21 protein-coding genes and 1 riboswitch are annotated in these 22,582 nt (G+C 61.8%); of the genes, 9 read left to right on the top strand and 12 right to left on the bottom strand.

Annotation, left to right across the window (positions count from 1 at the left end; all coding sequences use genetic code 11):
- The coding region (locus LNV08_RS21675; protein ID WP_263535827.1) for a toll/interleukin-1 receptor domain-containing protein at nt 1-431 on the top strand (431 nt) is incomplete at its 5' end.
- Between the two features lie 234 nt (nt 432-665).
- Here the strand turns inward: LNV08_RS21675 and glmS are convergent.
- Complete coding sequence (glmS, locus tag LNV08_RS21670) at nt 666-2,537, bottom strand: glutamine--fructose-6-phosphate transaminase (isomerizing) (protein ID WP_263535826.1); 1,872 nt, start codon at nt 2,535-2,537, stop codon at nt 666-668.
- A gap of 142 nt (nt 2,538-2,679) precedes the next feature.
- Between glmS and LNV08_RS21665 the strand changes: the two genes are divergently transcribed.
- Nucleotides 2,680-3,168: an Lrp/AsnC family transcriptional regulator gene (locus LNV08_RS21665; protein ID WP_263535825.1), complete on the top strand. Its 489-nt coding sequence runs from the start codon at nt 2,680-2,682 to the stop codon at nt 3,166-3,168.
- A gap of 50 nt (nt 3,169-3,218) precedes the next feature.
- On the opposite strand, the gene LNV08_RS21660 is transcribed toward LNV08_RS21665, so the two are convergent.
- From LNV08_RS21660 to LNV08_RS21625, 8 genes are all read right to left on the bottom strand, one after another.
- Nucleotides 3,219-4,241 (bottom strand): trypsin-like serine protease, encoded by a 1,023-nt coding sequence (locus LNV08_RS21660; protein WP_263535824.1) that lies wholly within the window; start codon nt 4,239-4,241, stop codon nt 3,219-3,221.
- A 209-nt stretch (nt 4,242-4,450) separates the two neighbouring features.
- Entirely contained in the window at nt 4,451-5,632 is a 1,182-nt protein-coding gene (locus LNV08_RS21655; RefSeq protein WP_263535823.1) for a class I SAM-dependent rRNA methyltransferase, read from the bottom strand.
- A 16-nt stretch (nt 5,633-5,648) separates the two neighbouring features.
- Nucleotides 5,649-7,130, bottom strand: coding sequence for a hypothetical protein (locus LNV08_RS21650; protein WP_263535822.1), 1,482 nt, complete (start codon nt 7,128-7,130; stop codon nt 5,649-5,651).
- Nucleotides 7,131-7,347: 217 nt separating this feature from the next.
- Nucleotides 7,348-8,337 (bottom strand): tyrosine recombinase XerC, encoded by a 990-nt coding sequence (locus LNV08_RS21645; RefSeq protein ID WP_414858783.1) that lies wholly within the window; start codon nt 8,335-8,337, stop codon nt 7,348-7,350.
- Nucleotides 8,315-9,043: a DUF484 family protein gene (locus LNV08_RS21640; RefSeq protein ID WP_263535821.1), complete on the bottom strand. Its 729-nt coding sequence runs from the start codon at nt 9,041-9,043 to the stop codon at nt 8,315-8,317. The genes LNV08_RS21645 and LNV08_RS21640 overlap by 23 nt, the downstream gene beginning before the upstream one ends.
- Entirely contained in the window at nt 9,040-9,900 is an 861-nt protein-coding gene (gene dapF / locus LNV08_RS21635) for a diaminopimelate epimerase (protein ID WP_263535820.1), read from the bottom strand. The genes LNV08_RS21640 and dapF overlap by 4 nt, the downstream gene beginning before the upstream one ends.
- A 96-nt stretch (nt 9,901-9,996) precedes the next feature.
- Nucleotides 9,997-10,899 carry a lipid A biosynthesis acyltransferase gene (locus LNV08_RS21630; RefSeq protein WP_263535819.1) on the bottom strand — a complete coding sequence of 301 codons (903 nt, stop codon included), beginning with the start codon at nt 10,897-10,899 and terminating at the stop codon, nt 9,997-9,999.
- Nucleotides 10,900-10,901: 2 nt separating this feature from the next.
- Complete coding sequence (locus tag LNV08_RS21625) at nt 10,902-11,786, bottom strand: lysophospholipid acyltransferase family protein (RefSeq protein ID WP_263535818.1); 885 nt, start codon at nt 11,784-11,786, stop codon at nt 10,902-10,904.
- A 176-nt stretch (nt 11,787-11,962) separates the two neighbouring features.
- Here LNV08_RS21625 and metK point away from each other — a divergent pair, with 176 nt between their 5' ends.
- Complete coding sequence (gene metK / locus LNV08_RS21620; protein WP_263535817.1) at nt 11,963-13,144, top strand: methionine adenosyltransferase; 1,182 nt, start codon at nt 11,963-11,965, stop codon at nt 13,142-13,144.
- Nucleotides 13,145-13,664: 520 nt separating this feature from the next.
- Here the strand turns inward: metK and LNV08_RS21615 are convergent.
- A complete protein-coding gene (locus tag LNV08_RS21615) occupies nt 13,665-14,036 on the bottom strand; it encodes a response regulator (RefSeq protein ID WP_263535816.1) in 372 nt (123 codons plus the stop codon).
- Nucleotides 14,037-14,075: 39 nt separating this feature from the next.
- The gene (locus tag LNV08_RS21610; protein ID WP_263535815.1) at nt 14,076-15,041 is read right to left on the bottom strand and encodes a chemotaxis protein CheX; all 966 of its coding nucleotides are present in this window, start codon (nt 15,039-15,041) and stop codon (nt 14,076-14,078) included.
- 234 nt (nt 15,042-15,275) lie between these two features.
- Between LNV08_RS21610 and LNV08_RS21605 the strand changes: the two genes are divergently transcribed.
- Together LNV08_RS21605 and LNV08_RS21600 are read left to right on the top strand one after the other, a co-directional pair.
- Nucleotides 15,276-16,337: a diguanylate cyclase domain-containing protein gene (locus LNV08_RS21605; RefSeq protein ID WP_263535814.1), complete on the top strand. Its 1,062-nt coding sequence runs from the start codon at nt 15,276-15,278 to the stop codon at nt 16,335-16,337.
- A gap of 22 nt (nt 16,338-16,359) precedes the next feature.
- Complete coding sequence (locus LNV08_RS21600; RefSeq protein WP_263535813.1) at nt 16,360-17,457, top strand: DNA glycosylase AlkZ-like family protein; 1,098 nt, start codon at nt 16,360-16,362, stop codon at nt 17,455-17,457.
- On the opposite strand, the gene LNV08_RS21595 is transcribed toward LNV08_RS21600, so the two are convergent.
- Complete coding sequence (locus LNV08_RS21595) at nt 17,454-18,248, bottom strand: HAD-IIB family hydrolase (RefSeq protein WP_263535812.1); 795 nt, start codon at nt 18,246-18,248, stop codon at nt 17,454-17,456. The two genes, LNV08_RS21600 and LNV08_RS21595, sit on opposite strands and share 4 nt — an antisense overlap.
- Nucleotides 18,249-18,317: 69 nt before the next feature.
- A riboswitch (S-adenosyl-L-homocysteine riboswitch) is annotated at nt 18,318-18,427 on the top strand.
- A 104-nt stretch (nt 18,428-18,531) separates the two neighbouring features.
- Here LNV08_RS21595 and ahcY point away from each other — a divergent pair.
- From ahcY to LNV08_RS21575, 4 genes are all read left to right on the top strand, one after another.
- Nucleotides 18,532-19,959, top strand: a complete 1,428-nt coding sequence (gene ahcY / locus LNV08_RS21590) for an adenosylhomocysteinase (protein ID WP_263535811.1) — start codon at nt 18,532-18,534, stop codon at nt 19,957-19,959.
- A 142-nt stretch (nt 19,960-20,101) separates the two neighbouring features.
- Nucleotides 20,102-20,878, top strand: a complete 777-nt coding sequence (locus LNV08_RS21585) for a TlyA family RNA methyltransferase (protein WP_263535810.1) — start codon at nt 20,102-20,104, stop codon at nt 20,876-20,878.
- Nucleotides 20,875-21,732 (top strand): methylenetetrahydrofolate reductase [NAD(P)H], encoded by an 858-nt coding sequence (metF, locus tag LNV08_RS21580; protein ID WP_263535809.1) that lies wholly within the window; start codon nt 20,875-20,877, stop codon nt 21,730-21,732. The genes LNV08_RS21585 and metF overlap by 4 nt, the downstream gene beginning before the upstream one ends.
- Nucleotides 21,733-21,862: 130 nt before the next feature.
- Nucleotides 21,863-22,531, top strand: a complete 669-nt coding sequence (locus LNV08_RS21575; protein ID WP_263535808.1) for an OmpW/AlkL family protein — start codon at nt 21,863-21,865, stop codon at nt 22,529-22,531.
- Nucleotides 22,532-22,582: the final 51 nt, after the last annotated feature.

The raw sequence follows: 22,582 nt of genomic DNA, 5'->3' as shown, positions 1-22,582 counted from the left end.
TTCAAGTTGCGCGCATTAGGGAAGTTATGCAGCGGTCTCGCCACGCATGGGATGACCGGCAAGGATCCGCCAAACAACTGCACGATTTACTTGAGGCAGCTGGTGTCAAGGTTTGGTTCAGCGAAAAGGATCTTGGTCTGGGTGTGCCGATGATGCGAGCAATCGACAAAGGCTTGGTGGCTTCGAAAATCGGACTTGTTCTCGTAACCCCAGCATTGCTTGCACGCCTACCGAAAGAGGGCGTCGCAGACAAAGAGCTTTCAACACTCCTCCAAGGCAACCGGCTCGTTCCCATCGTGCACGGTACGACGTACACAGCGCTACGTGATGTCAGCCCCATGCTGGCTTCGAGAAGCGGTCTTGACACATCTGAAGACACGATGGCCGTAGTCGCAACCAAGATTGCTGAGTTAGTTTCCATCTGGAGCTGACAGGGCTGCGGAGCCCTGAACAAACTCAAAACGACAACTTTCTTGCTCGTCAGCAAAATCGTTTGGCAACTTTGCTGGCCAATTCGCAACTTTGTTCTGGGCGACCAGTGCTTTAAAGCTTGATGCGTGCGGCAAACCAAAAAACGATAGAACTATATTTTTTAAGATAGATCTATATTTGCTGAGATAGGACTATATTTTTCAGCAACATCACAGCAAAAGGCGCCGAGACGGTCATTCGACCGTCACGCTCTTGGCCAGATTGCGTGGCTTGTCAACATCCGTCCCCCGTGCGCAGGCCGTGTGATAGGCCAGCAACTGGAGCGGGATGACGTGCAGGATAGGGCTTAGGGCACCGTAATGCTCGGGCATACGGATCACATGCAGGCCCGGCTCCGACTCAATCTGCGTGTCACCATCGGCGAACACATAGAGCTGACCGCCCCGCGCGCGGACTTCCTGCATATTGCTCTTGAGCTTCTCCAGCAAGGTGTCGTTCGGCGCCACAGTGACCACGGGCATCTCGGCCGTCACCAGCGCCAGCGGGCCATGCTTCAGCTCACCGGCCGGGTAAGCTTCGGCGTGGATGTAACTGATTTCCTTCAGCTTCAAAGCACCTTCCAGCGCAATCGGGTAATGCAGCCCACGGCCCAGGAACAAGGCGTTTTCCTTGCGGGCGAATTCTTCGCTCCAGGCAATCACTTGCGGCTCCAGCGCCAAGACCGCTTGCACCGCCACCGGCAGATGGCGCAGCGCTTTGACATGCTCGGCTTCTTGCGCTTCGCTCAGGTGGCCGCGTGTTTGTGCTAACGCCAAGGTCAGCAGGAACAGGCCCACCAACTGGGTCGTGAAGGCCTTGGTCGAGGCCACACCAATCTCGACACCGGCGCGGGTGATGTAGGCCAACTCGCATTCGCGCACCATGGCACTCGTGGAGACATTGCACACGGTCAAGGTGTGCTTCATGCCCTGTGCGCGCGCATGTTTGAGCGCGGCCAGGGTGTCTGCCGTCTCGCCGCTCTGGCTGATCGTCACGACCAGGGTACGCGGGTTAGGCACGCTGTCGCGGTAACGGTACTCGCTGGCGATTTCAACACTGGTGGGGATCTTGGCGATCGACTCCAGCCAGTACTTGGCGGTCGAGCCGGAGTAGAAGCTGGTGCCACAGGCCAGGATCAGCACAGAGTCGACTTCTTTGAAGATGCCGTAAGCGCCATCCCCAAACAGCTCGGGGCTGATGCTGGTGATGGCTTCGAGCGTGTTGGCAATCGCGGTGGGCTGCTCGAAGATTTCCTTCTGCATATAGTGGCGATATGGCCCGAGCTCAGCCGCGCCACTGTGCGCGTGCACGGTGCGCACCTGGCGCTGCTGCGCCTCATAACGGCCGGTTTGAGCACTCAGATTGCTGATCCAGTAACGGCCCAACTGCAGGTCAACCACGTCGCCCTCTTCGAGGTAGACGATCTGGTCGGTGACACCGGCCAGCGCCATCGCGTCCGAAGCGACGAAGTTCTCACCTTGCGCTGCGTCCATACCCAGCCCCAGCACCAGCGGCGAACCTTCGCGGGCGGCGATCACGCGGTGCGGCTCGTCACGGCAGAAAACCGCCACGGCGTATGCGCCCTTCAAGCGCGGCAAGGCTTGCTGCACTGCTTCGAGCAAATCGCCGTTATAGAGATGATCGATCAGGTGAGCGATCACCTCAGTGTCGGTCTGGCTGGTGAAGACATAACAACGCCCCTTCAATTCGGCGCGCAATTCGTCGTGGTTTTCGATGATGCCGTTGTGCACCAGGGCGATCCGGCCCACGCTGTCGGTGGCCGCATTGGGGCCGGGCGAAAAATGCGGGTGGGCGTTGTGCACGGCCGGGGCGCCGTGCGTGGCCCACCGCGTGTGGGCGATGCCGGTGCCGGAGGCGATGCCGTCTTCTTCGGCCAAGCCTGTCAACTCGGCCACGCGCGAAGTGCTGCGGGCGCGACGCAGGCCGCCGTCTTGATGCACGGCAACACCGCAGGAGTCGTAACCCCGGTATTCAAGCCGCTTCAGCCCCTCGATCAGAACGGGGACGATATTGCGCTGACTGACGGCACCGACGATTCCACACATGATTGCTTGCTCCGACAAAGTGTTTTGCTGGGACGCATGGTAGGCATTCGGCAGAAATCAATGCTTTCAAAATTATGTAAAAAATGAAATAATCAGCCACACCGCCAGCATTGCGACCTAATATTTCACGAATTCAATGCATATGAACGAATCGATCACAAGCTTGGACTTGGATGCGGCCGACTTGCGCATTCTGGATTGCCTGCAAAGCGATGCTTCGCTGTCCAACCAGGATCTGGCGAGTCGCGCCCATGTCTCGCCGGCTACTTGCCTGCGGCGGGTCAAACGCTTGGTGGAAAGTGGCGTGATCGAGCGCCGCGTCGCGCTCTTGTCGGCCGAGAAACTCGGCGCCGGCCTCAGCGCCATCGTTGAGATCACGCTGGACCGGCAAGGCGCCGAGCATCTGGCTGCGTTTGAGGCCAAGGTCTTGCGCGAAGTGGCGGTGCAACAGTGCTACCAGGTCTCACCCGGGCCGGACTTCGTGCTGATCCTGCAAGTGCCCGATATGGCGGCATATCAAGCCCTGGTGATGCGCTTGTTCACGCAAGACGCCAATGTGCGTAATGTGAAGACCTTCTTCTCGGTGCGGCGCGGCAAGTTCGAGCCGCGCATCGCTTTGCCGAGCGCTTGAAACGAGAAAGGCGACCCCATGGGTCGCCCTTGTTCAATCCAGCCTAAAAATCAGGCTTGGCGGCGGCGCGCCACGGCACCAGCAGCGAACAGGCCCAGCGCCATCAGCGCATAGCTTGATGGCTCGGGCACAGCGGTGACGGAGTTGATCCAGTCCACATGCGAGAACACGGCGGTAGAGCCGGACAGGTCGCCGAAGCTGGAGTTGGTTCCCGGCGCCGCATCGCAGTTGGTCACACCAAGGGCCTCGTTGCAAAGACCCCAACCCCAGGAATGCACGCCGGTCAGCAGCCAGCGGTTGTTGTCGGCATCGAACACAAAGTCTCCGCCGCCGGAGTCGCCATTGGAGATTTGCGCCTCCAGGCCGGCGCCCAGACCGGTGCCGCTGGTCCAGCCGGTACCGAATTCAGCGCCCATGCGTGCGATGGCATTCTTGGCGGCCGTGCCGTTGTCGAAGTCGTTGATGTACTCGTAGCCGTACTGAAGCGCATCGACGATATCGATGGTGTTGTAGCCGTAATGGGCCTTGCCCCAGTCAAAGCCGGCGCTATTGCCGGTGTTGCCAGTGCCGGTCAAGCCATAGCCGGCCAGCAAGAAATCCTTCTTGTAATCGTTGCTGGTGCTGAGGGCAAAGCCGTGGATGTCGGTCACCGCTTGATCCAGCTTGATCACCGCGATATCGGCACCTAAGCCCAATTGACCGGTCCAGCCGCCGTGCACGAAGGCCTGTGCGGCATTGCGCTTGACAGCACCTTGGTTGAAGTCAATCGTCATGCTCTTGAAGTCATCGGCGCAATGCGCTGCGGTCAGCACATGGGTGCCGCCGGCCAATAAGGAGCCCGAACAGATGTAGTTTTGGCCTGCTTGAGTCGTGAACAGCAGACGCGCCACGCCGTCCAGCGCACCATCAAATGCGCCCGCGCCATTGCCTGGCTGCAAAACCCAGTTGGCCGGGTTGCCAGTGGACACCACCAGCGCCTCTTTGCCTTCAAAGTAGCTTTGCGCATGGGCTTGGCCCAGCGCCACCATCACGCCAAGTGCCAGCGCGGCCAATTTGAGAGTTTTGCTTTTCATCGGTTTTCCTCGGTTTTGGGGTCTTGACTCGTTGTAAGCAGCTGAATCTCCGCTGCCCCGCATTAAACATCACACAACGAATTAGACATTGGCACCCTCAACTTCGGGAAGTACCGCTTACCCTGATGCTGATTTCCCTAATGCCCCTCTGCAAGAGCCAAACCAATAACACACTCGCGAGGAAGAAAAAACCGCCCGGTATCGATGCTTCAAGCCTTCAAGATCAACAAGCCCTTCAGGTATTCGCCCTCAGGGAAGCAGATCGTCTGCGGGTGGTCCGGCGTCGCCCCGACGCGGTCGAGGATGAAGCCGTCGCAAGGAGCGTCAAGGCCAGCCCCGGCGACGATTTTGTGGAACAACTCGGGGCCGACGCCGCCCGAACAAGAGAAGGTGAACAACAGGCCACCCGGCTTCAACAGCATCAGGCCTAAGCGGTTGATGTCCTTGTAGGCCCGCGCTGCGCGCTCGGCATGGGCGGCGGTGGGCGCGAATTTGGGCGGGTCAAGCACGATGGCGTCGAACTGACGCCCTTCTTTGATGAGGGCTCGCAGCGTGGCGTTCACATCGGCATCCATGGCCAGATGGCGCGCCGGGTCAAAGCCGTTCAGCAGCACATGGGCATTGGCGCGGGCCAGGGCCGGCCCGGACGAGTCGATGCTGATCACCTGCTCGGCCCCGCCGGCCAGCGCCGCCACCGAAAAACCGCCCGTGTAGCTGTAGCAGTTCAACACGGTCTTGCAGGCGAACTGCCGCACGCTGTCGGCAAACTTTTTGCGGTTGTCGCGCTGATCGAGGTAGTAGCCGGTCTTGTGTCCTTCGGCCACGTCCAGGGTCAAGCGCCACTGGTGTTCGCTGATCTCCACCTCGGTCGCACCGCCGCCACGCAGCCAACCCGTGGTTTGAGCCAGACCCTCCAGGACGCGCACCTGGGCGTCCGAGCGCTCAAACAAACGCGTCAGGCCGGTCGCGGCCAGCAACAGATCCGCGATCACATCCTTCCAGCGCTCGACACCACTGGCCAGGAACTGGGCCACCAAGGTGTCACCATATCGATCCACCACCAGACCGGGCAGGCCGTCGGCCTCACCGTGAATCAGGCGCAGCGCGTCGGACTGAATCGACAGCCGCGCGCGCATGGCCAGCGCACGCTGGATGCGCTGCTCGAAGAAGGCCGCGTCGATGCGCTGCGCCTCGTCAAAGCTCCAGGCACGCACGCGGATTTGCGAGGCCAGGCTGAAAGCGCCCCAGCACAGGAAAGCGCCATCGGCCGACTCGACCCGCACGGTTTCGCCACCGTCGGCGCCGCCGCGGGCGATCGAGCTTTCAAAAATCCAGGGGTGGCGGCGCTGCAGCGAACGCTCTTTGCCGGCACGTATGACAATTTTTTTCATGGTTTCCTCTCGGCACTCAGCGAGCCAGGCTGCCGAAGGCATAGCCGACCGACAGATTGAAAATTTGGGCCGTTTGCGCACCATTGCGCATGGTGCGCCACTGGCCCAGCCCGGCCCGCACGCGCAGATGCTCACGCTCCCACTGCCCGTAGGCTTCCGCCTGCAGCAAGGCGCCGCTACCCACATCGACACCGCCGCCACCGGCCACGCCGGCCAACAATTCAGCACCTAAGCGCGCGCCGCCAAGCAACTGAGGCGACTGCAGGCCTGCACCGAACAGGCCGAAGGCATAGGCCCCGGCCTTGCCGGTGGCCGCACTGCCGGCCTGTGCAACACCGTAGAGGCTTGGCATCAGCTCGCGGGTCATGACGAAGGCGATCTGACCGATCGCGTCTTCGCTGCCGTCTTTGAAGCGAACCTTGGGCAGGTGCTGATAGCTGGCGAAGATTTGCTGGGTGCGCACGATGCCCGACTGCTGCTCCAAACTGCTGCTGACCGATGGCGTTTGATCCAAAGGCAGGGCCAGACCCAGGCGCACAAAGCGGGTCGAAAACTGCCCGTCCGGCGCGTAGCTGAGGCCGCCGTCAAGCCGCAAGGTGGCACCCCAGGGGCTGATCCAACGCAGCGTCGGGCCGGCGCGCAGCAGCCAGCCGTTGCCGGTGTCGACATTGCCGCCGCCGGCCAGGCCCGCGCCGATTTGCCCGCCGACACGCAGCTTGGGGCCGAACAGCGCCCAGTCCTGGCCGGCGGTGGCCAGCACCTCCATATAGCCGTCAACGCCGCCCTGCGCCGCGCCGGCGGCTTCCACGCCCCACCAGCTGCCGTCGGCAATGTATTGGCGCAGGTCGGCGCCGGCAAAGCCGATCCGCCCGGTGTTGGGCTTGCCGCTGCGGTCACGCGTGCCCGAGCGCGGATAGGCAAAGCCGCCTTGCAAGGCGATCTCGTCAAAGCCCAGGCCGGTGCGCTGGCTGGCGCGGCCCGGCTTGCCAGCGTCACTGGGGGCGAAGCTGACGAAGTTGGTCGCGCGCCCCAGCACCAGGCCGAGACTGGTATCTGAAATATTGCCACTGGGGAAGCGCACATGCGCCAGGGACAAGCCGCTGTACCAGTCGCCAGACTCCATGCGCAGCGACAACTCGGGGCGCAACATCAGCCCGCCGCCAAAGCGAACCTTGTCCGAGCCCACACCGCCGCCGGCGCCGGCATAGAGCCCGGCCGCCAGATGCGTGGAAGAACTGAGGCGCCAGCGCCGCTGGCCGGTGAAGCCCATTGTGAACAGCCCGCCGTAATTGCCCTTGGCCGCGCCGTAGACGCTGGGGCCAAAGCCCCACTCCTCGTCGACCGCCATCAAATAGCTCAGGCTCAGCAAGCCGATGCGGTCGCCATTGGGCAAGCGCAGAGGCGTCCAGTTGCTTTCGACGGTGGCAGGCCTGATGGGGCCGGGGCGCACCAGCTCAGGGGATACAGCTTGGGTTTGCGCCGCAGCAGGCGCAGCCATAGCGAGCGCGATGGCTGCGGCAATCAATGTGGAACGAGCGCAAGCAGATGTCAAAAGGAAAGGCGGAAACACTGTCATTGTTTTTTCTTTGCGCGCGGATGCGCTGCGTCATAAATTTTTGAAAGGTGTTGACAAGCTCGCCCACGAGCTTGCGTCGCAGGCTCATGTCGCACAGCGACGTGAAGCCGCGCAGCGGCGGGCCGCAGACAAAATCCAGTCATTTCTTTTTGGCCCTGGGATGCGCAGCATCATAGATTTTGGCCAAGTGTTGAAAATCCAACTGCGTATAGATCTGAGTCGTCGTGATATGCGCATGGCCCAGCAACTCCTGCACCGCCCGCAAGTCACCGCTGGACTGCAGGATGTGCGAAGCGAACGAGTGCCGCAGCATATGCGGGTGCACATGGGCCGGCATACCGGCCGCCAAGGCCCGAGCTTTCAAGCTGGCGCGGATTTGCACCGCACCCAAACGAGCCCCGCGCTGACCCACCAGCAGCGCCGGCTCATCGCTGCGCGCGAGTTGCCCACGCACCTGCAACCATTGATCCAAAGCGGCCATCGCAGCACTGCCAATAGGCACCGAGCGGCGTTTGCTGCCCTTGCCCAAGACCGTCGCCTCGGCCGCTTGCCGGTCAATCCAGCCCAAGGACGCGGGGCCGGCTTGCAGGTCCAAGCCCACCAACTCTGACACGCGCAAGCCACAGCCATACAAGAGCTCAACCATGCAACGGTCGCGTGCTTCGAGCCGCGCATCCATGGCCTGCGCGCCATCGGCAGCATTGCCGCCGCTGAAACTGGCGAGCTGCACCGCATCATCGACCGCCAAGGCCTTGGGCAGGGGCTTGGCCGCCTTGGGTGCACGCAAGCCGTCAAAAGGATTCAACTCGACCAAACACTCAGCTCCAAGCCAGCGATACAGGCCGCGCCACACCGATAGATGCAGAGCCATGCTGCGCGGGCCCAGATCCATCTCACCATGCAATTTGGCCGCTAGGCTGCGGGCTTGATGAGGACGCAGCGTCAACAGGGCAATGCCGCCAGCCCCGGCCAAGTTCTGCAGGCGCAGCAGGGCGTCCGCATAAATGACCAAGCTGCGCGGCGCCAAGCTGCGCTGCACCTTGATATGTTCGAGATAGCCAGACAAGGGTGCCGCCAGCAGCTGTGGCTCGGCACCTTCGGTGACCTCAGGCCGGCGTATTGGCGTCACCGCTCACGGCCAGCAATCTGGCCAAGGCCGCGCTGGCAATATCGCCCACGCGGGCCAGGAACTCGGTGCCCATCTCGGCCGTGTAGCGGGTCGGGTCGGGCGAGCCCAGCACCAGCAGACCGAAGCTTTGGCTGGGCTTGCCATGAGTCAGCGGAATCAAGGCCAGCGAGGTCGCGGCGCCATGGTTGCCGCCCTCGTCTGCATGCAACCACTGTGCGGCCTCAAAGCCCGAGTTGATGCCGCAATAGGGCTGACTGAGGCTGAGGGCAAAGCTCTTCACATCGGCGCTGACCGCCTGCGCGAAGTCGGAGTGGGCATATTCGGGCGCCACATGCCACAGCCGCAAGCCGGCCTGCGGAATCATGAACTGGTGGCGCAACTCCTGAAGCAGCACAGCCGGCAACTGCGCAGCATCGGCAGTCAGCATCAGGCTCTTGGTCCAGCGGTGCAGGCGGTCAGCAATGCCGACGTTCTCCTGGCCGTTGCGAATCATCTCGATGATCTTGGACTCCAGCCCCTTGATCTTTTCACGCAGCATTTCGGCCTGACGCTCCTGCAGCGACACCGCTCTTGCACCATGGGGATGACTCAGTTGCACGGTGGCCAGCAACTCGGCATGGCGCTCGAAAAAGCCCGGCGTCTTGGCCAGAAAGTCGGCGATATCTTGTTCGGTAATCACTTGCCTTGGCTCTTGTTGATTGCTCACAGCTCGATTTCTCCTTCAAACACGGTTTGCGCCGGCCCGGTCATGAAGACCGGCGCGCTCAGGCCGACGCTGAGGCCGGCCCATTCAATTTTCAAATCGCCGCCGCGTGCGTGAACCTCAACACACTCATCCAGCAGCCCCAGGCGAATACCAGCGACCACGGCCGCACAGGCGCCGGTGCCGCAGGCCAGCGTCTCGCCCGCATCGCGCTCAAACACGCGCAAGCGAATCTCGCTGCGCGACACAATCTGCATAAAGCCGGCGTTGACCTTGCGCGGGAAACGACGATGCGCCTCGACCAAGGTGCCTAGGGTCAGCACCGGCGCCGCATCTACATCACCGCTCACCACTTGCACCGCATGCGGATTGCCCATCGACAGCACGGCGAGCTCGCAATTCAGGCCTTCCAGCGGCCACAGCTCAAAACCATTGCGCGAGTTGGCACACAAGCCGCTCGAATCAAAAGGCAGCGCAGCATGCTCAAAGCGCGGAGCGCCCATGTCCACAGTGACGCGGCCGTCGTCGCGCAAATGCAGCTCCAGCACGGCATTGAGCGTCTGCACCCGGATGCTGCGCTTGTCAGACAAACCATGCTCGGCCACATAGCGCACAAAGCAGCGGGCACCATTGCCGCAATGCTCGACCTCGGCGCCGCTGTTATTGAAAATCCGGTAGCTGAAGTCGACGCCGGCCACTTTGCCGGGCTCAATCACCAGGATCTGGTCGCAGCCAACGCCAAAGCGGCGATCGCCCAAACGGCGGATTTGCTCGGGCGTCAGCGTGAGGGGCTGCTGCAGCGCGTTGATGACCACAAAGTCATTGCCGGCGCCCTGCATTTTGGTGAAGCGAAGTTTCATCAAAGGATTATCGCTGCCACACCATCACGGCGACCCGAGCCGTTCGCCGGGCCGACCCAGGGCGGACGCCTGGGGCCCTCGGGAGCGGGCTAAGCATTAAACATACAGCGAAGGCTCGCCCTCCGGCCGCGTCTTGAAGCGCTTGTGCACCCACAGATACTGCGCCGGGTTCTCGCGGATGCGCTGCTCCAGCCACGCGTTCATCTGCGCTGCGTCGGCCTCCAGATCGCCACTCGGATAGCCAGGCGGCGCAGCCCACACCTCCAGCACATAGCCCTGCCCGCCCGGCAGCATGGTCGCCACCAGCGGCACCACCAGCATTTTCATGCTACTGGCAATCTTGCCCGGCGCCAGCAGGGTACAGGTGGGGATGCCGAAGAAGGGTACAAAGGCCGAGTCTTTGCGGCCGAAATCCATGTCGGGCAGGTTGAAAAAAGCATGGCCCTCACGAATCAGGCGCAGCACCGGTCGAATTCCTTCTTCCCGAATGACCGAGGTGGTGACGCCAAAGCGACTGCGACCGGCCAACATCTGCGCGTCGAAGACCGGATTGCTTTGGCGCTGATAGACAAACACGCCAGGCTGCTGCTGATTCAACATCAAGCCATTGCCCACCACATCCAGGCCCGCGAAATGGGGCACCCACCACATCACCGGCGCCGAGCTGTTTTCGGCCACTTTGATGTCGCCCTTGATGTGAATCAGCCGGCGCAGCCGCTCGGGCGAGGCGAACCAAAGCAAGCCGCGCTCCAAGATGGAGCGGCCCATCCAGCCGAAATGCTCGCGCGCCAGCAGTTCGCGCTGTGCGTCGGTCTTCTCCGGGAAGCAAAGCGCCAGATTGCGCAAGGCGATGCGCCGGCGTGATTTCGCCAGACGCCACAGCACCGCGCCCAGCCCTTGGCCGAGTGCGGCCAGCAGGCCCAGCGGCAAGAAATGCAGCAGCCACAGCAGGCCGATGGCGAGGTGCGCCCCGATGCGCGCGCCCATTCGTGCAGCCATGCTCAAGCCTCCTGCCGAGGCTCGGCGGCCGGCGCAACGCCAATATCCAGGCCGCGCGGATGCTTGTAGCGGTTGTATCCCCACAAATACTGATGCGGTGCGAGTCGGATCATTTCTTCCATGCCTTGGTTGATGATGGCTGCGGCGGATTCTGCAGGCAAATCGGCCTCGATTGGCGCGGCCGGCAGCACATGCACCACATAGCCCCGCCCCTTGGGCAAGCGTTCACCCCAAATCAGCAGGGGCATGGCGCCGGTTTGTTGCAGCAAACGCGCGGCCAAGGTCATGGTGTAGGCCGGGCGGCCAAAGAAATCCGCCCAGACGCCCAGGCCCTGAGGCGGCACCTGATCCGGCAGAAGGCCCACGCACTGACCCTTGCGCAAGGCGCGAATCATCTGACGCACGCCGGCCAGGGTGGCGGGGGCCGTCTCCAGCCCAGGGCGCCCACGCGAGGCATCGATGACCCGGCGCAGCCACGCTTGCTTGGCCGGCCGAAACAAGACCGTGACCGGCCCGGACGCTGAAAAGCGTTCGGCAAAAGCTTGTGCGCAGATTTCGAAGCAGCCCAGATGCGGCGTCAAGAACACCAGTCCGCGCCCCGCTGCCAGCCCCTGCTCGATCAGCTCGGCGCCGCGCCACTGCAGCTTGTCGCCCAAGGCCACATCATGCGGGCGCATCCACAGCCAGGGCACTTCGGCAATCATGCGGCCAGCCTCTTGGATGCCGCCGCGCGCCGCAGCCCAAGGCAGGCCGGCAATCTGCACATGAGCCCGAAAGCGTGCCCGGTAACTCGGGGAAGCCAGATAGACCAGCCAACCGGCGACCGCGCCCACAGCATGGAGAACTCGTAAGGGCAAGCGGGACAACATTCGAAACAAGGTCAACATATTTCTATAATCCAAACATCGCCGAGTTAAATTGGACAACTTGCGGGGCGATGCGGGCTTTATTCACAAGAATGAAACACCCGCCGGGCAGCGATGCTCAACAAATGCTGCTAAAGCGTTCGCCGCGTCTCCCGACAGCACGGCAACGCCGATCAACTGTTAACTGGAGTGTAAAAGTGGCGAACAACGATTTCTTATTTACTTCTGAATCCGTCTCCGAGGGTCACCCGGACAAATGCGCGGACCAGATCTCGGACGCGATTCTCGACGCAATCTTCGCGCAGGACCCACGCTCGCGCGTGGCGGCCGAAACGCTGTGCAATACCGGTCTGGTCGTGCTGGCCGGTGAGATCACCACCAACGCCCATGTGGACTACATCCAGGTGGCACGTGACACCCTCAAGCGCATCGGCTATGACAACACCGAGTACGGCATTGACTACAAGGGCTGCGCGGTGCTGGTCGCCTATGACAAGCAGAGCAATGACATCGCCCAGGGCGTTGACCATGCCTCCGACGATCATCTGAATATCGGCGCTGGTGACCAGGGCCTGATGTTCGGCTATGCCTGCGACGAAACGCCCGAGCTGATGCCCGCACCGATCTATTACGCGCACCGTTTGGTCGAGCGCCAAGCGCAACTGCGCAAAGACGGTCGCCTGCCCTTTCTGCGCCCGGACGCCAAGAGCCAGGTGACGATGCGCTATGTGAACGGCAAGCCACATTCGATCGACACCGTGGTGCTGTCCAGCCAGCACAGCCCGGAAATGAGCGACGGCAGCAAGATGAAGCCCGAGTTCATCGAGGCGGTGATCGAAGAGATCATCAAGCCAGTGCTGCCGCCGGCTTGGTTGAAAGACACCAAATACCTGATCAACCCGACCGGGCGCTTCGTCATCGGTGGCCCGCAGGGCGACTGCGGCCTGACCGGCCGCAAGATCATTGTGGACACCTACGGCGGCGCCTGCCCGCATGGCGGCGGCGCCTTCTCCGGCAAAGACCCCAGCAAGGTCGACCGCTCGGCCGCCTATGCCGCGCGCTATGTGGCCAAGAACATCGTGGCCGCCGGCCTGGCGCGCCAATGCCAGATCCAAGTCGCCTACGCGATTGGCGTGGCCAAGCCGATGAATGTGACCGTCTACACCGAAGGCACCGGTGTGATCTCGGACGACAAGCTCTCGGCCTTGGTGCAAGAACATTTCGACCTGCGCCCCAAGGGCATCATCCAGATGCTGGACCTGTTGCGCCCGATTTACACCAAGACAGCGGCCTATGGTCACTTCGGCCGCGAAGAGCCCGAGTTCACTTGGGAAAAAACAGACAAGGCAGCTGCACTGCGTGCGGCTGCTGGCCTGTAAGGCCACGAGTGCCAGCGAAGTTTGTCTGGTTTTCGGCGTAGGCTAACTTCGCGCCGCGAAGTTAAGGGTCGCTAGGCCCGGCCGAAGCCAACGCACGGATAAAGCTGCGGCGCTTCGCGCTGCAGCCGGCCTGTAAGGCCGCCGAGCACAGCTCGGCTCCATGCGCGGGCGACACTCATAACCGCGCAGCGGATGTGAGTGGAGACCAAAGGCCGGACAAAGCCCACTTGCTGCGTGCAGCAGCCGGGCTGTAAGCACGGCACCCGCGTCAGCGGGTACTGGGACTTGGGGCGAAGTTCATGTCGCACCGCGACGTGAACGAAGACCACAAAGCGGCTACGCTGCTTGCAGCGGCTGGCCTGTAAAAGGCCAGGCGACGCCTCAGGCGGACAAGACGCTTTGGGGCTTGCTCATATCGCACCGCGATGTGAGCAAAGACCACAAGGCTGCGGCACAAACCGCCAAAACGAAAGGGCCGCTCCGGCAAACCGGAGAGGCCCTTTTTTACATTCGCAATCGATCAACTCATCCCGCACAACTTCTTGAACGGCCCCAGCACTGCATCGCCGCGAAAGGGCTTGACGATCCAGCCGGTGACGCCAATGGCCTTGCCGCGCGCGCGCATCTGCGGGTTGTCTTCGGTGGTCAGCATCACAATGCGTACCGCTTGATTGCCGAGTTCGGTACGAATCTTCTCCGCCATGGTCAGCCCGTCCATATGCGGCATATTGAAGTCACTGACCACCAGCTTGATGTCGGGATCGCTGCGCAGTTGCGCAAGCCCATCACGGCCATCTGTGGCGACCGCCACTTCAAATCCGTTCTTGCTCAAAAAACTGGAGACTATCTCGCGCATGGTGCTCGAATCGTCAACCACTAAGACATTCGCCATTTCAGAAATTCCTCGCTCGTCCGCCCTGGGCTCTTGATTTCAAAACAGATCCAACTCGCCCGTCGGCCCGGCCTTCACCGCATGCGCCTCGAAATCCGCAAATTCCTCCGGCGACCAATGCAGATTGAAGATCACTCGCTGCACGATCACCAACGGTGGCATCCCCGGCCGCGCCGGGTCGGACAGCTGGTAGCGCAAACAGAGCTGCGGATCTTGCGAGCCGAAGGAGATGTATTTGTGCTGGTGGTTGATGACAATGGGCACTTGCGTTTGCTGTTTGCTCAGCTCCTGCGGCGGGATATAGCGATTTTTGAACGCGCCCCAGATCAGATTCGTCGTTTCGCCCAACATATTGTTGAGCTCGCGGAAGTTCAGGTCCCCGCCCACGCCTTCATAGCTGAAGCCCTGAATCAAGCCTTGGCGCAGCGCGTTCTCCTCGGTTTGCAGCATCATGTAGCCGCGGCACCAGGTGCTCTCGATCGGGATCAGCGTGGACACCTCACCGTGAATGATGCGGTCATGAACCACATAGGGCGACTCGGCCACCACCTGCGCATTGGGGAACATCGCCACCAGCGATGAACAGGTCAGCTCGGCGATGCCTTGCACCAGGCTGCGCGGGTAGCTGAGGCTGAAAATCGCGTGGTCGATGGCGGCGCGCAAGGTGTCGGTGTCGCCGGTGTTCCAGTTCTGGCAAACGGCCAGTTGCTCCGCAGCGCTCAACTCGCGCTCGCTGCTGCGTCGCAGAAAAATCGGCAACTCGGGGCGTAGCTTGTGAATAGCACAGGCCAGTTGCAAGGCGTCGCCCTGATCACAAGGCAGGTTGTCGGCGAGCAGCACGCCGCCCAAGTCCTTGTGCTTGCCCAGCGTGGCCAAAGCGTCACTGGCCGAGCGCGGCAGTGCAATCAGACCGATTTCCTGGCAAAAGTCGGTCAGAACCTGGTATTGCTCCGGGTCATGCTCAAGCAGCAAGACCTTGGCTTCGAGGAGGGTGGAGTTGATCATGGTTTTTCGCAGTGCGCCGCCGCCCTGCCCTGTGCCGATTAGCAAACAAGAGGACGCCTGGCTGAAAAGCCCGGCGTTCCTCTGCGTCATCGGCAGCGCCGCCAAATTCTGTAGCACTATGCGCCCGGCACCCCCCTGCCGGTTGCCCACTTCTACTCGGAAACCCGCTAGACGGCGCGGCTGCAAACCGCATAATTTCATTCGCCCCGCCGGCCCAAAACCCGAACAAGCACCATGTCAGAACTGCTGCAAGCCTCCTCCCTGCCCGCCTTGCGGGTCTTGGTGGTCGATGACCAGGCGACAGCGCGGCGCATTCTTTCGGCGCAGTTGCAGGCCGCCGGCCACCAGGTGCTGGAGGCCGGCTCGAGCGATCAAGCCTTGACCTTGTTTCAAGCTGAGTCGCCTGACCTGGTCTTGCTCGACGTAGAAATGCCCGGGCATGACGGCTACTGGGTCGCCAGCCAAATGCGGGCGGTGGAAGCGGGCGGCTGGACGCCCATCATCTTCCTGTCCAGCCGCGACAAGGATCAAGATCTTTGGCAAGGCATCGAGTCGGGCGGTGATGACTATCTGATCAAGCCCGTGTCGGCCACCGTGCTGCAGGCCAAGTTGCGCGCCATGCAGCGCCTGCGCCGCATGCAGACGCGGCTGCTCGAATTGTCTGACGAGCTTCGCTTTGCCAACGAACAACTGACCCGACTCAGCCATGAAGACGCCCTGACCGGCCTGCCGAACCGGCGCGCCTTTGATGCCCGGCTGCAGCAAGAAATCCTCGCCGCCCAGCGCGACAAGCAGACGCTGACGCTGGTGCTGTGTGACATCGACTATTTCAAAGATTTCAATGACAGCCTTGGGCATGTCGAAGGCGATGCTTGCCTGCAGCGCGTTGCCCGCCTTTTGCAAGAAACTTGCCGGCGCCCGCGCGACTATGCGGCCCGTTATGGCGGCGAAGAATTTGCCTTGATCCTGCCAGGCACACCTCGCTCCGGTGCGATGACCTTTGCTCGCGCCGTGCTGCGCACCTTGGCGCTGACGGCGATTCAACACCCCAAGTCAGCCGTGGCGCCCCATGTCAGCGTGTCGGGCGGCATCACGACCTGCATCCCCGACCAATCCACCACGGTCGAAGGCCTGCTGCGACGCGCGGATGATGCGCTCTACACCGCCAAATCACGCGGACGCAACTGCTTTTTCAGTTTCGAAATGCAGATGGACACGCATGAGCAACGCAGCGCCCGGGCGGCAAATTTGGGCGCTGACATGGGAACAGACACTCGCGAGCCCGATCCAATTTAGTGTGGTGTTGCACACTAGCAAAATGACCAGCCGCCCCATCGCGCTCGAAGACCTGTGCCGCTACGCCGTCGCTCGCAGCCTGTTCACCCCAACGACCTTGCCGGGCGCCATCAAACGCCTGGGCTTTGTGCAGGCCGATCCGATACGCGCCCCGGCTCGTGCACAAGACCTGACCCTGCGTTTGCGCGTCAAAGACTACCGGGCCGGCGACCTTGAGCGCCGCTATAGCCAGCTCGCGATTGAAGAGGATTGCCTCGTCAACTACGGGTTTCTGCCGCGGGAACATTTGCAGCTGATGCACCCTCGCGTGGCCCGCCGCGCCTGGGACAGCAAGACGCAAGGCCACGCCCAAGCCCTGCAAAGCTTTGTCAGCAGCCGCGGGCCCAGCCATCCGCGCGACATCCAGGCGCATTTCGACCTCGGCAGCACCCGCAATGCCTGGGGCGGCAGCAGCAGCACCACCACCCATTTGCTAGACGGCATGCATTACCGCAGCATGTTGCGGGTGCAGCGTCGCGAAGCCGGTCAGCGCATCTATGCGGCGGTGACTCACACCCCAGACGAGCGCAGCCCACAAGCCAAGGCCCATGCCTTGCTGCAACTGGTACTGGCCAAGTACGCGCCCCTGCCCTCGCGCAGCCTGGGTCAGCTGTGCAGCTTGTTGGGCTACGGCGCCCCGCATCTTGGTGCCGAGATCAAACGCGCTTTGAGCCTCGCACGGCAGACCCTACCTAATGCCGAAATCGACGGCATCCGATGGTTCTGGCCCGAAGGCGAAAACCCCGCAGCCAAGCGCTGGCGCCTCGATGACGAGCTGCGCTTGCTGGCGCCGTTTGACCCCGTCGTTTGGGACCGTTTGCGCTTCGAGTTGTTTTGGGGCTGGGCCTATCGTTTTGAAGCTTACACCCCCGCCGCCAAACGCAAGCTGGGCTATTACGCGCTGCCGATGTTGTGGCGCGGCCAAGTACTGGGCTGGGGGAATCTGTCGGTCCAGAGTGGCCAATTGATCAGCGACTTCGGCTATGCCGAAAGCCACCCGCCGCCCGACAAGGCGCTACGCCAAGCCTTGGAGATTGAGCTGCAAAGAATGGCTCTGTTCTTGGGTGCAAGTCTGCCTTAAGCACTGCCTCGGGCCCGAAGCAATGCCTGCGCCAATTCGGCAAACCCTTCGCCCCGCTCGGCCTGCGTCACGTAGAGGGGCAGATGCTGCAAGCGGGGCGCCCACTGCGCGATATTGGCGACCCCAACCGTGAGCGGCAAGCGCTCGAACATCAGCTGATCGTTCGCTGAGTCGCCAATGTAGAGCCAGCGTTCGGGATCAAAAGCCTCACCCAACAAAGCCGGCACGGCCCAAATGGCTGCCGACAATTTGTTGTGCTCGCCAATCCAACCATTGATATGGATGGAGCTGACGGTGGCCACCAAGCCATGTGCGCGCATCACGGCGCAGACGGCCGCAATCTGTGCCGCATCCAACTGTGCGAACTCGCTGTGGTCGACGGCGATATCGGTCAGGCGGCCGGCCGAGTCGGTGGCCAGGCATGCCCCTGGCACGCGCTGCAGCACATCGGCCGCACAGGCCTGCAAGCGCTCGAAATTAGCCTCGCGAACCCGCTCATCAGCTTGACTGAACTCGCGCTGCAACAGGCCATGTTCATCTCGGCGCAGCATCACGGCGCCGTTCTCCGCCACGATGGCAAGCAGCGGCCAAGCCAAGGCAAAGGGCTCACTCCAGCCGCTTGGCCTGCCCGTTATGGCAATCACCGGCACGCCGGAGTCATGCAAGGCTTGCAAGGATGCCAATGCGGCCGGCGCAATCTCACCATGGGCCGTCAGCGTGTCATCGATATCGGTCAGGACGCCGCGCAAATGGCGCAGGCGCTGGGGCGGGCAAAGGCTGAAAGGCTGCATAAGCGCGATTGTCCGTAATCTTGGCCCTGTTCCGCGCATTGAAATACCGCATGCGGCTAGAATTGCCGCTGTTCCGAGGAGCGTTGCAACCTGAGTTCTCAACAACCCAGGCCAGGCTCGGAAAAGTTTTGCACCATGGGCTGCCAAGCCCGCAGAACCTGCAACTGCGCTCACCCGCTGACGTTTTCGCGTGGGTGAACGCTTGCCAAGTCCCACCTCGGGCTTGGGCAATCCCTCATACGGTGACAGCAGCGGCTTCATAGATTGCATGAAGGAGCTCGCAATGACTGCCACCACCTTGTCCAAAGACCAATACCATATTGCCGACCTGAGCCTTGCCGCCTGGGGCCGCAAGGAAATGAATATCGCCGAGTGCGAAATGCCCGCGCTGATGGCGATCCGCAAGGAATACGCGACGACTCAGCCACTCAAGGGCGCGCGCATCACCGGCTCGCTGCACATGACCATCCAGACCGCCGTGCTGGTGGAAACACTGCAGGCGCTGGGCGCCGAAGTGCGCTGGGCTTCGTGCAATATCTACTCGACCCAAGACCAGGCCGCCGCCGCCTTGGTCGCCGCCGGCACGCCGGTGTTTGCCTACAAGGGCGAGACGCTGGCCGACTACTGGGACTACACGCACCGCATTTTTGACTTCGGCGCCAAGGGAACTCCCGGCGAAGGCCCGAACATGATTCTGGACGACGGCGGCGACGCAACGCTCTTGATGCACCTGGGCCAAAAGGCCGAGAAGGATCTGAGCGTCCTGGACAAGCCGGGCAGCGAAGAAGAGCGCGTGCTGTTCGCGTCCATCAAGGCCAAGATCGCCGTCGACGGCACCTGGTACACCCGCAAGAGCGCCGAAATCCTCGGCGTGACCGAAGAGACCACCACCGGCGTGCACCGCCTGCAGGAAATGTCGGTCAAGGGCGAGCTGCTGTTCCGCGCCATCAACGTCAATGACTCGGTCACCAAGAGCAAGTTCGACAACCTCTATGGCTGCCGCGAGTCGCTGGTGGACGGCATCAAGCGCGCCACCGACGTGATGATCGCCGGCAAGGTCGCCGTGATCGCCGGTTACGGCGATGTAGGCAAGGGCTCGGCGCAGGCAATGCGCGCGCTTTCGGCGCAAGTCTGGGTGACCGAGATCGACCCGATCTGCGCGCTGCAAGCGGCGATGGAAGGCTTCCGTGTCGTGACGATGGAATACGCGGCCGACAAGGCCGACATCTTCGTCACCACCACCGGCAACAAGAACGTGATCCGTCACGAGCATATGCTGGCGATGAAGCACAACGCCATCGTCTCGAACATCGGCCACTTCGACAACGAGATCGAAGTCGCGTCGCTGGAGCAGTACGAGTGGGAAGAGATCAAGCCGCAGGTCGATCACGTGATCTTCCCGGACGGCAAGCGCATCATTTTGCTGGCCAAGGGCCGTTTGGTGAACCTGGGCTGCGGCACCGGCCACCCAAGCTATGTGATGTCATCGAGCTTCGCGAATCAGACGATCGCTCAGATCGAGTTGTTTGCGCACAAGGACGCCTATGACATCGGCAAGGTTTATGTGCTGCCCAAACACCTGGACGAGAAGGTGGCACGCTTGCAGCTGACAACGCTGAATGCCCAACTGTCGGAACTGACGGATGAGCAGGCGGCGTATATCGGGGTGCCCAAGGCTGGTCCCTACAAGCAAGACACCTACCGCTACTGATAGCCTGAGGGCTACTGCGCGGCGCTCAGGCGTCGTTGGGCGGTGCGCGGAATCCTCACGTACAGGAAGTACGTTCCGGTTCCTGTGCTCCGTCCGCCTAGCCTGAGCACCGCTCGCTACGCCCCGTGAGAATCGAATAACTATGCGAGCTGATCAACTGTTAGTTTCAAAAGGCCTGGCGCCAACCCGCTCGGCCGCCGCTCGCCTGATTGCGGCGGGTGCGGCCGAATGGCAGGGGCCGGCGGGCTGGCAGGCGATCCGCAAAGCGGGTGAGGATCTCAACGAGCATGGCGACTTGCGAGTCAACGATGACGCGGAGTTGCGCTTTGTGTCGCGCGGCGGGCTCAAGCTCGAAGGGGCGCTGAAACACAGCGCCCTGGATGTGAGCGGCCTGTGCGTGCTGGACATGGGCCAAAGCACCGGCGGCTTCAGCGACTGCCTGCTCAAGGCGGGTGCTGCCAAGGTGGTCGGCGTTGATGTCGGCCACAGCCAGTTACACGAAACCTTGCGCAATCACCCACAGGTGGTGGCGCTGGAGCAGCTGCATGTGCGCGAACTGGCCGGCTCGGCCTTGACCGAGCACGCGCCGGCAGGCGGCTTTGAGCTCATCGTTGGTGACTTGAGTTTCATCTCGATGCTGGGCGCCCTGCCCCATCTGGCCGCATGGTTAGCGCCCGAGGGTCAGGTCTTGCTGCTGGTCAAACCGCAATTCGAGTTGGGCAAGAAAGCTCTGGCGCGTGGCGGCCTGATCAAAGACGCCAAGCAATACCCCTTGCTGGAAACGCAGGCCCGCAATGCCGCCAAAGACCTGGGCTGGAAGGTCCTGGGCTATTTTGAGAGCGCCATCACCGGCGGTGATGGCAATAAAGAATTCTTCCTCTGGGCACAAGCGCCGGGAACAGTGAAAGACACGCCATGAGCAGCACAACAACATCATCCACCCCTGTCAGTTTCGAGTTCTTCCCGCCCAATACGCCGGTCGGGACCGAGAAGCTCAAGGCCGTGGTGCAAGACCTCAGCGTCTTGAATCCGCATTACTTCAGCGTCACCTACGGCGCCGGCGGCTCGACGCGCGACAAGACGCTCAGCACGGTGATGGACATTGCCCGCGCCGGCTTCGAGGCCGCGCCTCATCTGTCCTGCGTGGGCTCCACACGCGAAAACATCGCCGAAATCCTGGCCACCTACCGCGCGCAGAACATTCGCCGCGTGGTCGCCCTGCGCGGCGACCTACCCAGCGGCACCGCTACCGCAGGCGAGTTCCGTTATGCGTCCGAATTGGTTGCTTTCATCCGCGAGACACAAGGGGCCGACTGGCAGATCGAGGTCGCCGCCTACCCAGAGTACCACCCGCAGCAACGCTATGCCGCCAAGGACTTGCAGCACTTCGCCGACAAGATGGCAGCCGGCGCCAACTCGGCAATCACGCAGTTCTTCTTCAACCCGGATGCTTACTTCAACTTCGTTGACGAGGTGCGCAAACTCGGTGTGACGGCGCCCATCGTGCCCGGCATCATGCCCTTCCATAACTATGCCCGTATCGCGCAGTTCGCGGCCCGTGACGGCATCGAAATCCCCCGCTGGGTGGCGCTGAAGATGGAAGGCTATATGGACGATGCGGCCTCCATCCGCGCCTTTGGCCTGGACGTGATGACGCGCGTGTGCGAACGCCTGATCGCCGGCGGCGCGCCCGGCATCCATTTCTATACGCTCAATCAGTCAGGCTTGACCTTGGAGTTGTGTAAACGCCTCAGGCTCGGCCAAGTTTCTTGAGTTAAGTCAAATGCCCCCAGCCCTCCTCGCGAGGGCTTTTTTGACTTTGCGTTAGATCAAGGGTTTACCCCCTCAGCAGCATTCCAATCTCTTTCATCGGGGCTATTCCCGGCTTTTTGAAAGTAGATCAATGAACAAGAATTTTGCTGCTGCAATCGCTGGCGTCTGTGCAACCGCTGCTATGGGCTTGGCCAGCTTCTCGGCTCAAGCCCAGACCACACAAGAAGGCCCTTGGTTGGTGCGCGTGCGCGCCGTGCATCTGCAATCGGCCAATGACAATAGCTCCAAGCTGAGCTCCACCTTGACCAGCGTTGTTGGCAAGCCTGCCGAAGCTTCGATCAACGACAAGTGGCTGCCTGAGTTGGACATCAGCTACTTCATCAACCCCAATGTCGCCGTTGAGCTGATCCTGACTTACCCGCAAAAGCAAGACCTGTCCGTCACCGGCGTGGGCAAGATCGGCAGCTTCAAGCATCTGCCCCCGACACTGAGCGCGCAGTACCACTTCAGCCCAACCAGCATGTTCCGCCCCTATGTTGGCCTGGGTGTGAACTACACCAATATCTCGGACGTGCAGTTTGACGCCAACGTCGCACCTCTGGGCCTGGGCTTGAAGCACAACAGCTGGGGCCTGTCGGCACAGATCGGCGCCGACATTGAAGTTGCCAAGAATTTGTACCTGAACGTGGACCTCAAGAAGGTCCAGATCAAGACTACCGTCTACTCCAAGGGTACAGACATCGGTGAATTCAAGGTTGATCCGCTGCTGGTCGGCGTTGGCTTGGGCATGCGCTTCTAAGCGAGCTTAGCCAAATAAAGCCGCTGCGCCTTTTCAGGCTGCAGCGGCTTT

The sequence above is a fragment of the Paucibacter sp. TC2R-5 genome, from assembly GCF_025717605.1.
Classification (GTDB): Bacteria; Pseudomonadota; Gammaproteobacteria; order Burkholderiales; family Burkholderiaceae_C; genus Paucibacter_A; species Paucibacter_A albus.
The sequence above is the reverse complement of the archived record's forward strand: the minus strand, read 5'-3'. Positions and strand labels throughout refer to the sequence as shown.